This is a genomic window from Paenibacillus sp. Pae15 (assembly GCF_024519685.1).
GTDB lineage: Bacteria > Bacillota > Bacilli > Paenibacillales > NBRC-103111 > Paenibacillus_G > Paenibacillus_G naphthalenovorans.
The window spans coordinates 1-15965 of the sequence record NZ_JALJRM010000002.1 but is presented as its reverse complement, the minus strand read 5'-3'; the positions used below and the strand labels follow the sequence as shown (position 1 = coordinate 15965).

The following is a 15965-nucleotide window of genomic DNA, read 5'->3' as shown; positions in this document are numbered from 1 at the left end:
TTCTTTTTTAAGTATATGGTAGGACATTCGCATATATACAAATATCCGCCGGCCTAAGTATAGGAATAAATGAGATTTACACACAATTATGGTGTATTTCTCAAGCCGATACATAAAAAACATGGCGCCATCGCCCGGAATATCATTTTTTATTGATACGTTGCGTATATTAAATATGTTCTTATATTAAATCCAGAATAAATATGATACTATATGTATCATAACGTTGTGATGAACAGGAGGGCAGATATGCGGCATAATCGCGATCGGTATAAACCCCCGGCAGCGGACAATCTGGTTCACCTTCACAAAAATGTTTACGTGAACCGCAGCGACCCGAACTATCACGAAAAAGTCCTCCGCTACCTCGATCCTCATTCGCCTGAAGCACATTATCGGTTAGGACAGCAATTCGAGCATGCAGGAGATACCGGCAAAGCCCTTTTTCATTACAAGGAAGCGATGAAGACGCACCCTTCCCCATACTATTATCCTGCATACACAGCCATTCGCAGGTTGGATACTCAACCATTGAATCCGTCAACTCCCCACCATGCCGGAGACATCGCTTCTTCTTCCGGCACGAGGACGCGACCTTTCATTCCCTTGTTTTTGAAAACGCTTATCATCGTGCTGTTGTTATTGAATTTCCTTCTGCTTGCGGCACTTTACGGGCCCGGATCCGTATCCAAAGCGGTATCCGTAGTCATCCCATGGTCCATCGGCAAAGAAGTCACCTATGAAAGCGTGGAGACGCCGTTTATCATGCATTTCCCATACGGTTTCCCTCGCGAGCAAGTCGAAAAAGCGCTGCACACCAAAGCATTGCAGCTGTCGGAAACTTATCCGACGCACAGCATTCGCATTTACGGTATGGCTTCACCCGTGACGGTCGCCGACAATAAAGCGATGCCGCTAACCGACGAGACGACTAAAAGCAAAGCCTTTGTCGTAGCGGAATATAACCCGGCCATCGATACGGCCGTAAAAATCCGTTTTCTGAATACCGAACTGCAGCAGCTTCATACCGCCGCGGGCGCCAACCTGGTCCGGACGGCTCTCCTTGCTTATCAGGAGGATCACGGGAGCCCTCCCGCCTCCATCGGTTTGCTGCTTAAAGATTACCCTAATAATTATTTAAGCTTCCTCCCTATAGAAACGGAATCCGGTTCGGCGAATGTCCGAACCGTTTTTGATCGCAGCGGCGGCTGGGTGTACGATCCAACGGCAGAGGAACCGTCCGCTATGTTTTATCCCAACACCATAAAGGGTACAGCCTTCCCTTATGTTCCTGTGAAGCTGACCGTCGATCCGTCCGCCCATGCTTTACGGCTTGCGGCCGGCCCGCTTATCCTTGCGGAAGCCCCCGTCGGAGTGGGCAGGGACAACCTTACTCCGGAAGGCCGTTTCTTCATCTCCGAGAGGGTTCTGGACCCGCAAGGCATCCATCCCGGGGTATACGGGGCCGCAGCGCTCGGTATGGGACAGCTTGCCATCCATGGAACCTTCGATAAAGAGTCGATTGGTCAAAATCAATCGCTGGGATGCATCCGGCTAACCAACAGCGATATTACGGCCATCTATCCCCTGGTTCCCAAAGGCACCGAGGTGGAGATCGCCAACGGCGCAGCAGCGGATGCCGCCTTTACCGCCACCCTGACGCCGGAGCTGCTGCTGCCCGATCCCTTCCTTTTTCCTCCTCCCGACGAAACGGCGCCAAGCCGCCAGTTCCATTGGCTTGGCTGATCCCATCTATGAAAAAAGACGCCTGGCTCCACAGAGGCAAGCGTCTTTTTTGCATATTAATTTTGCATAACAAAGTCCTTGTCCACAGACACCGAAGCGTCATCAAACACGCGCAAAATTTCGTACTTCGTATTGCGCTGAGCCGGAATCTTGCCCGCTTCACGAATGATCTGCAGCGTCGAGCTGATGTTCACCTTATGCGTGGTTCCTGCGGCGGATACGACATTCTCCTCGATCATCGTCGAACCGAAATCGTTGCAGCCGTAATGCAGGGACAGCTTGCCTACTTCCGGTCCCATCGTTACCCATGAAGATTGGAAGTTCGGAATGTTATCCAGCATGATGCGGCTGATCGCCACATTTTTGAGATAATCCTCCGCCCCCAGCTTCTCGGCCTTCATGTTCGTATTCTCCGGCTGGAAGGTCCATGAGATAAAGGCCAGAAAGCCCGGTGAATTCCAGCCGTTGGCTATACATTCATCTTGAGCGTCGCGAATGCGGAGCAGATGCAGCGCTCTCTCTTCTATGGACTCGCCGAAGCCGATCACCATCGTACCCGTCGTATGCATCCCGACCCGGTGGGCTGTCTGCATGACATCCATCCAGTCGCGCCAGGAGCCCTTCAGACGGCTGATCTTGCGCCGCGTCCGATCATCCAATATTTCCGCGCCGCCGCCCGGAAGCGAATCAAGTCCCGCCTCGTGAAGCGCGCGGACGACCTCTTCCAGCGTAAGGCCGTTCGATACTTCCTTCATCTTCATGATCTCCGCAGGAGAGAAGGAATGCATCGTAATTTGCGGGAACCTCTTCTTAATCTCACGCAGCAAATTCGTATAGTACGTGAAAGGAAGGTCCGGATTCGTTCCTCCCTGCATCAGGATTTCCGTCCCGTTGACATCTATCGTTTCCTGGATTTTTTGGAAAATGACATCATCCGGAAGCACGTACCCTTCTTTAGAGCCCGGAGCCCGGTAGAAGGCGCAAAACCGGCAGTACACATCACAAATATTGGTATAGTTCACATTCCGCCCGATCACAAAGGTCGTAATCGGTTCCGGGTGGTGCTTCAGCATAATCTGGTTAGCGGCATGGCCCATTTTTTCAATTTCATCCGATTCATAGAGCGTGATGCAATCTTCCAGGCTAATCCGATTCCCGGCCAGCGCATGCTCCAATATCCGGTCGATGGAACTCATCGCATTCATCTCCTTTACCCTATTCATCGTATCATAAATCACACGCTACCCGCTATACAAAAAGACCGTCATTTCGGACCAAAGGCCTTCAAACGGTCAAAAATTCAACAAATTGTTCAGGTTATCCGGAGTTATTCTCAGTGAATAGGATGGTCCTTCAGACATGATCCAAAGAAAAACCGGTGACGCCTGCCAAGGCCACCGGCTGCATTTATCGTTTATCCTAACGTCAGCGGCTGATTTTCCTCGATCTCCTGACGGGCCAAGTCAATAGCCCGGGACAAATCCGCAATCAAATCGTCAACGTGTTCTATCCCGACGGAATAGCGCAGCAGCTTGTCATCCACGCCAATCCTGCGGCGGATTTCCTCGGGAATGTCCGCATGCGTTTGGACGGCCGGATACGTCATTAACGATTCGACCCCGCCCAAGCTTTCCGCGAACGCAATCAGCTTGATATGCCGCAGAATCGGCTCGACGTAGCGGGCATCTTTCAATTTGAAAGAAAAAATACCGCTGTTGCCCGAGGACTGCTTGTTCTGAATATCATGACCCGGATGGTCCGGAAGCGCCGGATAATACACCGCTTCCACCTGCGGATGGGATTTCAGGAACGAGGCCACGGCCAGCGCGTTGGCTTGATGGCGCTCCATACGGATGGCCAGCGTCTTCATTCCCCGCATTAACAGCCAGCTGTCCTGCGGATTCAGCACCGCGCCGATGGAATTGTGCAGGAAGGCCATCTGCTCCGACAGCTCCTTGCCCTTAGTCACGATCAGTCCGGCAAGGACATCGTTATGGCCCCCGAGATATTTGGTCGCGCTGTGAATGACGATGTCTGCGCCAAGCTCGATCGGCCGCTGGAAAAAAGGCGTCAGCAGCGTGTTGTCAACGATCGACAGAATGCCTTTCTTTTTGGCCCAGGAACACACAAGCTCCAGATCCGTAATCATCATGAGCGGATTCGTCGGCGTCTCGATCAGAATCGCTTTTGTGTTCGGCTTGATATTGGCTTCCAGCTCATCTAAATTGTTCGTATCCACATAAGTGGCCGTCACTCCGAAGCGTGACATGATACGTTCAAGGAGACGGTATGTACCGCCGTACAAATCAAGCGAAACGATCAAATGATCCCCTTGACTGAACAAAGCGAAAATCGTCTGCAGCGCCGCCATTCCGGAGCTGCAGGCAAACCCCGCATCTCCGGATTCCAGCTCGGCGATTGCATCTTCAAGCACCTTGCGCGTCGGACTCTTCGTACGTGCATAATCAAATCCGGTGCTTTGCCCAAGCTTCGGATGACGAAACGCCGTGGATTGATAAATCGGAAAGCTGACCGCTCCGGTCACCGGCTCCTCCTGAGAACCGATTTGAGCCAGCCGGCTTTCGATTCTCAATCGCTGATTTTCCTCTTTGCTGTTACTCATCTTACGAATTCCCCCTTGTGCAGATCAAACGGTGTCTCTTGGTACACATAATAATTGAGCCAATTGGAGAACAACAGATTGGCATGCGCCCTCCAAGTGTTAAGCGGCGGCTTGCTGGGATCGTCGTTCGGGTAATAATTTTTCGGGATGGCAATGTTTAACCCTCTATTGATATCGCGGTCATACTCCATTTTGAGTGAACACGCATCATATTCCGAATGTCCGGTAACAAAAATTTGCTTACCGTCATGGGTAGCGACGATATATACGCCCGCCTCCTCCGACTCGGAAAGAATTTCAAGCTCCGGCACCTTCAAAATGTCCTCCCGGCGCACCTCCGTATGGCGGGATTGGGGCACCAGATACAACTCGTCGAAGCCGCGAAGCAGTTTGACATTGGACCTTGTGATGGTATGCGGGAACACGCCAAACATCTTTTCCTCCAACGGATATTTCGGGACGCCGAAGTGATGATACAGCCCGGCTTGCGCCGCCCAGCAAATATGCATGGTGGAGGTGACATGCGTTTTGCTCCATTCCATGATTTGCTTGATCTCATCCCAGTAGTTGACGTCTTCAAAATCCATTTGTTCCACTGGAGCCCCGGTGATGATCATGCCGTCGAACCGTTCATGCTTTACATCTTCGAACGTTTTGTAAAACTGTTCCAAATGCTCGGGTGATGTATTTTTGGACCTGTGTGTTTTGGGGTGCAGCAGTGTGAATTCGACCTGCAGCGGAGTGTTTCCGATCAGCCGCAGCAGCTGCGTTTCCGTCGTCTCTTTGGTCGGCATCAAATTCACAATGGCAATGCGAAGCGGCCGGATATCTTGACGATATGCCACACTTTCGTCCATGACAAAAATATTCTCGTTGATCAATATTTCTTTGGCAGGCAGATTATCTGGAACCTTGATAGGCATCGGAATCACTCCTTTACATTGTGGGATTCGTATGTTCCTTGCACTCTCACGCTCGCAGCAGGCAAAATAAAAAAGCCTTCTTCGCACGCACGAGAAAGGCCTTTGTCTGTAACATCGTCCTCTCTCATCTCTCAGAAGCCGCTACAGCTTCCGCAAGATTTAGCACCGTGCAGTCTTTGTTATGCAAAGAACTGTCGGTTGCCGGGTATCATAGGGCTAGTCCCTCCACCTGCTCTTGATAAGAGTGTGAAACCGAATCTATTCAGTTGAATTTGGATAATAATAATGTATACGAAAACTCGGCGATCGTCAAGCGCATGCCTCACGCAATCGAACGAATTGTACGCTTTCCGGATGGACTCCGCGGCACCAAAAGATACACGCATTCATAGTATGTGGTAAGGTGCATTTTTTCTATACATTATGGATTGTCTTCTCGAATATGAGGAGTTATACTAGACAAGTATTCGACAATTCATGCAAAAAAGGGGTGCAGTATTCGAATGGACGGAGACCCGAGGGGTAAACATCTTACGTTCAAACAACAGAATAACTCGTTTGGAACCCGGTCGCAGTTGTTCGTCGGATTCTTGCCCCAGACGGTAGAAGGCAGGCTTGACGTTCTATTCCGGAAATGACCGCCTCGCTGCCAGGAACGGCTGACGCCGGCCGTGCGTTCCACTCGGGTACAAGCAAAAGGGGTGGAACCTATGAAGGCACGTTTAGTGCAGGATGGCATTTTTACACTTGTTGAAGACATTACTCAGACCGCTTATCCGCCTCAGCACGGCTTTTACTGGATTGATGCCGAGCCGGAGGATTTGGATATTTTACAGCCTTTATTTCATCTTCATGAATTGGCCGTGGAAGACATGCTTACGGAAGAAGAGCAGCGGCCGAAAATCGAGCTTTATGATACGCATTATTTCATTGTGGTCAACAGCATCCGTTTTGACGATGAAGAAATTTTCCTTCGCGCCTTGAACATCTTTTTGGGCAAGCATTACATCATCACGATCACAAGACAGAAAATCAATGAAATCCGTGCTGTAAAGCCGGTTCTCTGGGAAGAAAAGGTCACTTCCCCCGACCAATTTTTGTATCATCTCATGGATTTGATCGTGGACAATTACACGATTGTCGGCGACCGGATCGATGCGAAGATCGAAAAGCTCGAAGAAGATATTTTGATGCATACGAAGAAGTCTCACCTGAATGAAATTATCGGGCTGCGAGGCGAGATTCTATGGCTCAGGAAAGTGCTCGTCCCGCAAAAGGAAGTGCTTTTCACTCTTCATAAAAAAGAACTGAGGCTGATCAGCGAGCCGCTCAAAAAATATTTTGGCGACATCTACGAAAATGCCGTCAAAATTTCTGAAACATTCGATACGCTCCGGGATTTGATGGGCAACTTGCGGGAAGCTTACCAATCCAGCCTGGCGAGCCGCGCGAACGATATTATGCGCATATTCACCGCGCTCACGACCATCTTCATGCCGCTGACGTTCATCACGGGGATCTACGGAATGAACTTCGAGTATATCCCGGGTCTTCACTCCCATTATGGGGGAATCGCAACCGTCGTATTTATGGTCATTGTCGGTGTATCCATGTTCATTTTATTCCGCAAAAAAGACTGGCTCTAATCGCCAGTCTTTTGTGGTTTTCAGAGCTCTTTGCGGCATCAGCTTGCCTCAACGGATTTCATCGCGTTCGCACGACGAAATTTCATTCGCAGCAGGCGCAGCCATTCGTAGATGCGATCCGCATCCTTGGCCGAGAGCTCTTCCTCCTTGTAGACGGCTTGCAGAATCGGCTTCAGATAACGGTCGCCCTGCTGTTGGAACGCCCGCCAAGCCCGTTCCCGTTCCGCTGCGGGAATCGGCTCGAGCAGCTGCTCGATATAGCTTTCTAAATCGTAACCGTCGCGATCCAGTTCCTCGATCCATAGGAGCAGATTCCTGCGCTGCACCTTGGTCTGCTCCATCAGCTTGTCGAGCTGCTCGCCCCGGGAAATCGCCTCAAGCAGCTTCCGTTTGATCTCCTGCTTGTCCGCCTCCGCCTTACGCTTACGTTCCTTCTCTTCCAACAGCCAGGCATTGAATTCCATGGGGTCGACTTTTTCCTCTACCCACGTTAACGGAAACAAGCCGTTTTGCGGGAGTTTTGCAGTCAATGCAAGAATCTCTGCGCCGTACATGGACAATTTGGTTCGTCCAAATCCGGGAAGCTGCAGCAGTTCTTCTTCCGTTTGGGGAACGAAGGTGCTGATCAGTTTGAGCAAACGGTTCGTAGCAACGATGAACTGCGCTTTGCTCTCGCGCGACGCCTGCTTCCATCGCCATTGGCGCAGCGCCTCATAAAGCTCCTCATTCGAATGCTTCTCGCTGTAAAAATGCAGCATCAGAACAAACGCGGCGCGTCCATCCAGTCCGTCAACCTCACTTACGCTCATCTCAAGCAGGGGTTTAAAGCCTCCACACTGTTTCATAAATACCCCCTCCCGAAAGGAGGACATCATCTCATCCCAATGCAAGCCCTCGTACCAGGTCTCCTGCTCCGACCGCCCGTCCTCCTTGATTTCATTCCACATCACGACCCATACGCCTTGATTTTCAACGATGGATACCTGAGCCGTCCGGACTCTTCCCTCCTCCGTCGCCTTTTCCAGACTGTTCATAAACATCAGATTCAATGGGCTCCCCTCCTGAACTTTATGATTTTCAAACGCAAAAAAGCACCCTCCTACGGTAAGTAAGAGAGGTGCTTCCTCATTGACGTTTGAAATTAATTCGATCATATCATGGAGAACCTACAAAATCAAGCAGGTTTTGGATAATAATCCATGATAAGGGGAAAATTAAATCAACAGTTTATCACCCAGTCCCAAGGAGGTGACAACAAATGGCTTCGATCGACCGTAATCGAGACGGCTTTATAGAGGAAGCCCCTCAAAAGAAATATACCGATCTGAAAACCGTCGAATCCCAGCGCAACGACCTGACCGCGGAGGAATTTCCGGAGGGGCCCTACGGAAGCAGCCTGGAAACCGAATCTCTCGGCAAGAGTAGCCCATGGCGAGAAGACCAGCGGCCGCATAATCAATTTACCTACGAAAACCGGGAGCTTCACGCAGGCATTTCACGCGAGTATCCCGATGCCCATCCGACCCACGATTCGTCTGGTGACGATCATGTAGACGAATAAAAAGGATTAAGACAGCCTCATCCTGAACTGCCCCCCGATGGTTAGACATCCCTAACCATTGGAGGTGCAGCTCACCGCGGTAATACCGATGGGCTGTCTTTATTCATGGACAGATCAATCTATTTTCATAACGCCGCCCGTGCTGGCGGACGTAACAAGCTTGGAATAACGGGCCAAGTAACCGGTCTTCACCTTCGGTTCGAAGCCTTTCCAGTTCGCCTTACGACGCTCGAATTCTTCTTCGCTGATCAGAAGCTCAATCTTGCGGTTGTTCAAATCGAGCTCGATGATGTCTCCGTCTTCTACGAATGCGATCGGACCGCCTTCCGCCGCTTCCGGAGAAATGTGACCGATGCTGATACCGCGGGATGCGCCGGAGAAACGTCCGTCCGTAATCAGGCCCACCTTCGCGCCAAGCCCCATGCCGACGATCTGGGAAGTCGGTGCGAGCATTTCCGGCATGCCCGGTCCGCCTTTGGGTCCTTCGTACCGAATGACCACCACATGGCCTTCCTTCACTTTACCGTTGGCAATGCCTGCAAGAGCTTCTTCCTGGGAATCGAAGCAAATGGCCGGCCCTTTATGGTAGCCGCCTACGGATTTGTCGACCGCACCGACCTTAATGATCGAGCCGTTCGGAGCCAGATTGCCGAACAGAACAGCCAATCCGCCTTGTTCGGAGTGCGGATTATCCAGCGTACGAATGACATCCGTATTCCGAATCTCATGACCTTCCACATTCTCTCTCAGCGTCTTGCCGGTTACAGTGATCCGGTCGCCGTGGATCGCTCCCGGCTTTTTGAGCAGTTCGTTAAGGATCGCGCTCACGCCGCCGGCGTTATGCACGTCTTCAATATGATAATCGGAGGCCGGTGCGATTTTGGCCAAATGCGGCACACGCTTCGCTACTTCGTTGATGCGTTCGATGGGATAGTCGATCCCTGCTTCATGCGCTATGGCCAGCGTATGAAGAACGGTATTGGTGGAACCTCCCATGGCCATATCCAAAGCGAACGCATTGTCGATCGCTTCAACGGTGACGATGTCACGCGGCTTGATGTCCTTTTGGATCAGCTCCATCAGCTGCTTTGCCGAACGTTTCACAAATTCTTTGCGTTCCGGATCGACAGCAAGAATCGTACCGTTGCCCGGCAGCGCAAGGCCAAGACCTTCAGCCAGACAGTTCATGGAGTTGGCCGTAAACATGCCGGAACAGGATCCACAGGTCGGACAGCCGTACTGTTCAAGCTCCTGCAGGCCTTTTTCATCGATTTTGCCCGCTTGGTAGGCGCCTACGCCCTCAAATACGGAGGACAATGAAATCGAACGGCCATCGCTGGTCTTACCCGCTTTCATCGGCCCGCCGCTGACGAAAACCGTCGGAATATTGACGCGCAAAGCGCCCATCATCATGCCCGGCGTAATTTTGTCACAGTTCGGGATGCAGACCATTCCGTCAAACCAGTGAGCGGAAACCACCGTTTCCAGGGAATCGGCAATAATTTCACGGCTCGGGAGGGAGTATCGCATACCAATATGTCCCATCGCAATACCGTCGTCTACGCCAATCGTATTAAATTCAAACGGAACGCCGCCCGCTTCACGGATCGCTTCTTTTACGATTTTCCCGAATTCCTGCAGGTGGACGTGACCGGGAACGATATCAATATAGGAGTTGCAAACCGCGATAAACGGCTTGTCGAAATCTTCTTCTTTGACGCCGGCAGCACGCAGCAAGCTGCGGTGAGGCGCGCGGTCAAAGCCCTTCTTGATCATGTCACTTCTCATTTTTCTCTTGGACATTTTTCTTACAAGCCTCCGTTTCTACTCTATGAATCGCTTCATTCTATGAATGCTACCGCTTCTTCCGATTGTACCATGTTTCACCCGAAATGAAAACGAAACGCATGGTCGAAATCGGGCTAAAGTCATCTCGCGATCGGATTTTTTGGCGAAGCCCCGGAAAATCTGTTATAATTCGAATAACTTAAAGCTTGAAACGGAGGAGAAAGCGGAAATTATGGAATTTGATTATTTATACGACGGTACGGAGGAAACGAAAACAAGGTTCGTTTGTTTTGTCGGAGATTCGCTGCGGAGATTCGATTTGGCCATCACGACGACTAACCGTTTTTACGGAAAAAAGATGGTCACGGATTTGCAGACCGGACGCACGGCTGTCATCGGGCCGGACGATCTGGAGGCTGAGGGCTACCTGGAGCACGTATACAAGCTCAATGAGGAAGAAGCGGCGGAGCTCACAGCCTTCTTAACGGAGGTTGTGGGGCCGGTCAACTTTACCGATATTTAAAGTGAAGAAAGCCGATCGATAGCTCCCGTAAGGGGCAAGATCGGCTTTTCCATGATGATTGCACTTCCATCGATTCACTACGGCTCCACTCTAGGAATGATCAGAGCCTGAATCCGATTCCCACGGGAAACTCACCGTGAGGTAGTCCGCAAATTTCTTGCTTTCTTCTCTGCGCAATCGGCGCATCTCGGCGCGATGCACAGCCGTTTCGTGAAGCCTGATCTCCTCTTCCGTTTCCGGTATGACTGCCGGGATGGCAACGGGCTTCTTATTGTCATCGAGCGCCACGAAAGTAAGGAATGACGTCGCGGCAATGGTGCGCTCCCCCGTTTTCAAATCCTCGGTAATCACTTTGACAAAGACCTCCATTGAGCTTCTTCCCGTCCAGGTTACGAAGGATTCCAAGCATACCGAATCTGTTGTTCGAACCGGTGACAAAAAGTCGACAGAATCCGTCGAAGCCGTCACGACGTTTCTGCGGCAGTGCTTGGAAGCCGCGATAGAAGCGATATCATCGATATAGGCCATCAGCTTTCCGCCAAACAGCGTATTGTGATTATTGACATCCGTCGGAAATACTCGGGATGTTTTGTAGCATCTAGATTCCTTGACATATCTTTGTTCCATATACAGTCTGCCGGCTCCTTCATGTTCATGTACATCATCCGTACGCGCATGTACGTTTTGAACACATTATGCAGGCTAACCCAGATGTTGTCAATGCTGTGTCGCTTCCCGTTTGCCCAAATCCGGCGCCGTTGGAGAAAAACGAATGTAAAAAAGCCCCCCGGATTAATCACAGGAGGCATTTGGTATATTCAACCGTAATATTCTTCTCTCCATTTGCCGAAGCTGGAGAATGTCTTTAATTCATGCGACGGGATGCTCAGGAAAACCTGAACAAGGTTTTTGTCAAATTGCTTCCTGCTCTGATACCACAGCTCTTGCTTGGCTTCTTGAACGGATAAACCTTTTCTGTGAGGACCGTCCTGCAGCATGTCATCAAAAGCATCAAGGATAGAGCAAATTCGCGCAAAAGTCGGAATAAACTCACCGCGCAAGCCATAAGGATAACCGGACCCATCCCAGCGTTCGCGGTGGTATTTAATGATTTCAATAATATTCAAATCATGAATTCCTTCTTTTTGCGCCAGATTTGCTCCGAGCACAGGATAACGTTTCATGGTTTCCCATTCTTCTACCGTCATACCTGTTTTCTTTGTAATAATATCCGTTGGAATAAAAATCTTGCCAATGTCATGAAGCAGACATCCTACGACCAGACTACGTGTTTGTTCCTGATTGAAATGAAGATAGGATGCCATGATTCTCGCCATTTTGCCAACCCGCATGCAATGTTCGTATGTATTTAACTCTTTCTTCATCAATCTAAAAAGAATGTACAGCAATCGTTCATTTTTCATGACTTACTCCTCCATACCATGAAACTGATCCATGCAGACTTCATGTGAAACCGTCCCGTATGTCAATCATCAACTGGTCTTTTTTTCCTTTTTTCTTGATAATTCTTTAAAAATAAAATCGATTTCTTCCTTAAGATCGGCTGCCCTTTCAAATTCAAAATTAACGCGAGCCACCTTTAATTCAGCTTTCAGGTTAGTGTAGTGGTGTTTTAATTCCTCATAGGTTTGGTTTCGAATCTCATCCAATCCCATTGCAGGAACTCGGCCAAGATACATTTTCACTCTCTCCTCTCATCAATGATTTCACAAAACACGGACCAACTCATCTACTTAGAGTGACGATGGAAGAATGCTACATAATACGTCCCAAAACCAAAAAATCCCCCGAAATTGGAGGATTGATGATCCGGATTTCGGTAACTGGCTGGCATAGTGTTTATCACACTGAAGCCCCTGTAGCTTTGCGACCCCACTTTTCAATGGGTGTGCCTTTATCACTTTTCAAAGGAGATTAGTTAGAAAAAACTAGATATTATCTAACAATGTTCGACATATTCAATCAAATTCCTTTTTTATAGTAAAAATTTTCATTTTTATACTATATATTGTGAATGGAAAAGCCTCTCCTCATGTAAACCATCGATTGGAGAACGGCTTTCGCCGGGGGATGGAATAATATGAAAATCAGCAAAAAAATGGTTGACAACTCAGTGACAAGATCAATATATTGGGAACCAATGCAAGCTGCCATTTCGTATTAAGGAGTTGGAAAAATGCCAACGATATATGTGCTGAATTTTCAGAGTATTGATAAATCCCATCTGCCGGCTGTGGGCGGAAAAGGAGCCAACCTCGGGGAGCTGACAAGAGCCGGCTTCCCGGTACCGCAGGGTTTTTGCGTGACAACTGCCGCCTACCGCCAATTCATTCAATCCAGCCGGGAGATGAAGGAACTGTTCGATCAGTTGGACCGCGTCAGCCATGAACAATTGGAGCAAATACGTATATTGGGACAGCGTATTCGCGAACATCTCACCTCCCTTTCGATGCCCAACTCTGTAAAATCGGCTATTTCAAAAGCGTGGGAAACCGCTGGGAAAGCTCAAGCTTATGCTGTTCGTTCCAGCGCTACGGCTGAGGATCTGCCGACGGCCTCGTTCGCGGGACAGCAGGATACTTATCTGAATGTTTGCGGACTGGAGCAGCTGCTCAACGCCGTACAAAACTGCTGGGCCTCACTGTTTACAGACCGGGCGATCTCGTATCGCGCCAAAAACGGCTTTAACCACCGTTCAGTGTTTATTTCCGTTGTTGTTCAACACATGATTTTCCCGGAGGTGTCCGGAATTATGTTTACGGCGGATCCGGTCACGGGACATCGCGGAACGGTATCGATCGATGCAAGCTTCGGTTTGGGAGAAGCCCTCGTATCCGGTTTGGTTACTGCGGATTTGTATCAGGTGCGTGCAGGTGAAATCGTAAAAAAACAGGTTTCCAAGAAGGAAACAGCCATATATGCCGTGCCGGAAGGAGGAACGGTTGCTCAGCATCTCCCTCCGGAGAAACAGCAGCTGCAGGCTTTAACGGATCATCAAATCATTCAACTGGCAATATTGGGTAAAAAAATTGAAGCTCACTATGCCTCGGAGCAAGATGTGGAGTGGGGTTTTGCCGACGGTCAATTTTATATTCTCCAAAGTCGGCCGATTACATCGTTATATCCAGTACCGCCTGTCTCAGATAATCAATTGCATGTATTTATAAATTTCGGCTACATTCAAATGATGACTGATCCAATGAAACCGCTGGCTATATCCGTTTTGAGCCGCCTTCTTCATTTTATAAAGAAAAATCCTGCTTCATCCGAACCGTACATCCTGCATCATGCAGGGGGAAGAATGTTTGCTGATTTTACCGCTCCTCTTTCTATAAGGCCTGTTCGAAACAGAATGCTAAAAATATTCAAGGGCATGGATGAATCCATAGCGTCAGCTTTGGAGGAAGTCATGAGCCGAGAAGCCTTTCGCCATCGATCCATACCGATAGGCACAATATTACGCACGGTCAGTAAACTGGCGCCGATCATCATTCCCTTGGCATTGAAAGTAATCAATCACCGGTTTGTGCAAGATCCCGCAAAGGCGAACAGAAAGGCCTCCGCCCTTATTGATCGTATCACTCGTGAAACCGGGATCCATGTATTTTCCGCCTCAGGGGCGGACAGGATTCGCGCGATCAGGAAGAGTATCGAGAAAATGCCCAAGGTGATTCCCAGAGTGGCCGTCTATTTTATTGCAGGTGTCCTGGCTTCCGGAACGCTTAAAAAGAAGCTGTACAAAAGGGTGGGGAAAGAACGGGCAGATAGGTTGTTGAATCCATTGTACAAATCTCTTCCCGGCAATGTGACAACCGAATTCGGCTTGGCGTTGGGAGACCTTGCCGATAAGATACGAAAGTATCCCGGCTTAATTGATTATTTGCAGAAAGCAAGCAGCGACCATTTCGATGAAAAATTGGGCGAGATTCCGGGCGGGGATGAATTTAAATTAGAATTGGAGAGCTTTCTTCAGAAATACGGTATGCGGTGTGTGGGTGAAATTGACATCACCAGACCAAGATGGCGCGAGGAGCCTACCCAACTGATCCCTTCCATTATCAGCAATATCAGAACGGCAGCGGCCGGGGAGCACAGGAAGAAATTCAGACAAGGCAGGCTTGAAGCCGAGGCGGCGGGAAAAGAAATTGCCGCGCATTTTGGTTTTTGGCAAAAAAGAAGCATATCCCGGTTGATTAAGCTATACCGCCACCTGCTGGGCATGCGCGAGCATCACAAGTTCTGTGTGGTGAAGCTGTTTGACATCTACAAACGCGCGATGATGGAAGAAGCGAACGGACTTGTCGCAAAAGGAGTCCTTCGGCATAAAGACGATGTGTATTATTTAACGCTGGAAGAGCTCATCGCACTGTTGGAAAACCGCTTTTCAGGAGATGTTCCAACCATCGTAGAAGCAAGAGAAAAGCAGCATGAACGGAATCAAAAACTAAAATCTCCCCGGGTGATGACAAGCGAAGGAGAAATCATTTCCGGAAAATTGCGTGATGTGGTGGAAGCGCCGGAGGGCGCGATTGTAGGCACGCCGGTATCCGCAGGTATCGTCGAAGGTGTTGCAAGAGTCGTTCTTAAGCCGGAGGAAGCCAAGCTGAATGCCGGGGAAATTTTAGTCGCTCCCTATACCGATCCCGGATGGACACCGCTGTTTACCTCGGTCGTCGGCCTGATCACGGAAGTAGGCGGTTTGATGACGCACGGATCGGTGATTGCCCGGGAGTATGGCATTCCGGCCGTCGTTGGAATTGAAAAAGCGACCGAACGGATTAAAGACGGCGCTTATATCCGGTTGAACGGAACGAGCGGCTACGTGCAAATATTGGAAGGCACTGACTTTGAGTAAGACATAAAAAAGCCTGCCATAGGCAGGCAGGCTGTTTGCTTGGCGACGTTCTACTCTCCCGGGACCCTGCGGTCCAAGTACCATCGACGCTGGAAGGCTTAACGGTCGTGTTCGGTATGGGTACGCGTGGTTCCCTTCCGCCATCATCACCAAACGTATTCATTTCTCAAGGCTTGCGCCCTGAAAACTGGATCGAAACCAAGCCGCTGATCATCTTCATGTGCTTTTTTGGATAAGCCCTCGACCGATTAGTATTCGTCAGCTCCACACGTTGCCGTG

The 15965-nt window shown here is 49.7% G+C and carries 13 protein-coding genes, 1 rRNA gene and 2 riboswitches; of the genes, 5 read left to right on the top strand and 9 right to left on the bottom strand.

The genetic code is table 11. The annotated features are described in order from the left end of the window. The first annotated feature begins 249 nt into the window (after positions 1-249). Positions 250-1746, top strand: a complete 1497-nt coding sequence (locus NR121_RS01830) for a L,D-transpeptidase family protein (protein ID WP_174350095.1) — start codon at positions 250-252, stop codon at positions 1744-1746. A gap of 56 nt (positions 1747-1802) precedes the next feature. On the opposite strand, the gene mqnC is transcribed toward NR121_RS01830, so the two are convergent. The 3 genes from mqnC to metA all read right to left on the bottom strand — a co-directional run bounded on the left by mqnC (position 1803) and on the right by metA (position 5292). Next, complete coding sequence (mqnC, locus tag NR121_RS01825) at positions 1803-2942, bottom strand: cyclic dehypoxanthinyl futalosine synthase (RefSeq protein WP_062409410.1); 1140 nt, start codon at positions 2940-2942, stop codon at positions 1803-1805. A gap of 218 nt (positions 2943-3160) precedes the next feature. Further along, positions 3161-4369: an aminotransferase class I/II-fold pyridoxal phosphate-dependent enzyme gene (locus NR121_RS01820; RefSeq protein WP_256830305.1), complete on the bottom strand. Its 1209-nt coding sequence runs from the start codon at positions 4367-4369 to the stop codon at positions 3161-3163. Beyond that, a complete protein-coding gene (gene metA / locus NR121_RS01815; protein ID WP_054819377.1) occupies positions 4366-5292 on the bottom strand; it encodes a homoserine O-acetyltransferase MetA in 927 nt (308 codons plus the stop codon). The genes NR121_RS01820 and metA overlap by 4 nt, the downstream gene beginning before the upstream one ends. A 121-nt stretch (positions 5293-5413) precedes the next feature. After that, positions 5414-5537: riboswitch (SAM riboswitch) on the bottom strand. Between the two features lie 465 nt (positions 5538-6002). Here metA and corA point away from each other — a divergent pair. After that, entirely contained in the window at positions 6003-6938 is a 936-nt protein-coding gene (gene corA / locus NR121_RS01810; protein ID WP_062409412.1) for a magnesium/cobalt transporter CorA, read from the top strand. 38 nt (positions 6939-6976) lie between these two features. On the opposite strand, the gene NR121_RS01805 is transcribed toward corA, so the two are convergent. After that, positions 6977-7978, bottom strand: coding sequence for an HRDC domain-containing protein (locus NR121_RS01805; protein ID WP_256830442.1), 1002 nt, complete (start codon positions 7976-7978; stop codon positions 6977-6979). Between the two features lie 218 nt (positions 7979-8196). Between NR121_RS01805 and NR121_RS01800 the strand changes: the two genes are divergently transcribed. Then, positions 8197-8499 carry a hypothetical protein gene (locus tag NR121_RS01800; protein ID WP_054819375.1) on the top strand — a complete coding sequence of 101 codons (303 nt, stop codon included), beginning with the start codon at positions 8197-8199 and terminating at the stop codon, positions 8497-8499. A gap of 114 nt (positions 8500-8613) precedes the next feature. Here NR121_RS01800 and ilvD read toward each other — a convergent pair whose 3' ends face one another. Next, positions 8614-10302 (bottom strand): dihydroxy-acid dehydratase, encoded by a 1689-nt coding sequence (ilvD, locus tag NR121_RS01795; RefSeq protein ID WP_054819374.1) that lies wholly within the window; start codon positions 10300-10302, stop codon positions 8614-8616. A gap of 214 nt (positions 10303-10516) precedes the next feature. Here ilvD and NR121_RS01790 point away from each other — a divergent pair, with 214 nt between their 5' ends. After that, positions 10517-10810: a DUF3055 domain-containing protein gene (locus NR121_RS01790; RefSeq protein ID WP_062411007.1), complete on the top strand. Its 294-nt coding sequence runs from the start codon at positions 10517-10519 to the stop codon at positions 10808-10810. A gap of 90 nt (positions 10811-10900) precedes the next feature. Here NR121_RS01790 and NR121_RS01785 read toward each other — a convergent pair whose 3' ends face one another. From NR121_RS01785 to NR121_RS01775, 3 genes are all read right to left on the bottom strand, one after another. Beyond that, positions 10901-11437: an acyl-CoA thioesterase gene (locus NR121_RS01785; protein ID WP_054819373.1), complete on the bottom strand. Its 537-nt coding sequence runs from the start codon at positions 11435-11437 to the stop codon at positions 10901-10903. 191 nt (positions 11438-11628) lie between these two features. Next, on the bottom strand, positions 11629-12234 hold the full coding sequence (locus tag NR121_RS01780) for an HD-GYP domain-containing protein (RefSeq protein ID WP_256830300.1): 606 nt from the start codon (positions 12232-12234) through the stop codon (positions 11629-11631). Positions 12235-12303: 69 nt separating this feature from the next. Continuing rightward, entirely contained in the window at positions 12304-12510 is a 207-nt protein-coding gene (locus NR121_RS01775; protein ID WP_074729326.1) for a hypothetical protein, read from the bottom strand. A gap of 136 nt (positions 12511-12646) precedes the next feature. Next, positions 12647-12734: riboswitch (cyclic di-GMP riboswitch) on the bottom strand. 273 nt (positions 12735-13007) lie between these two features. Between NR121_RS01775 and NR121_RS01770 the strand changes: the two genes are divergently transcribed. Beyond that, on the top strand, positions 13008-15686 hold the full coding sequence (locus tag NR121_RS01770) for a phosphoenolpyruvate synthase (RefSeq protein ID WP_256830299.1): 2679 nt from the start codon (positions 13008-13010) through the stop codon (positions 15684-15686). 37 nt (positions 15687-15723) lie between these two features. Here the strand turns inward: NR121_RS01770 and rrf are convergent. Further along, positions 15724-15840 (bottom strand): 5S ribosomal RNA (gene rrf / locus NR121_RS01765). Between the last annotated feature and the right edge of the window lie 125 nt (positions 15841-15965).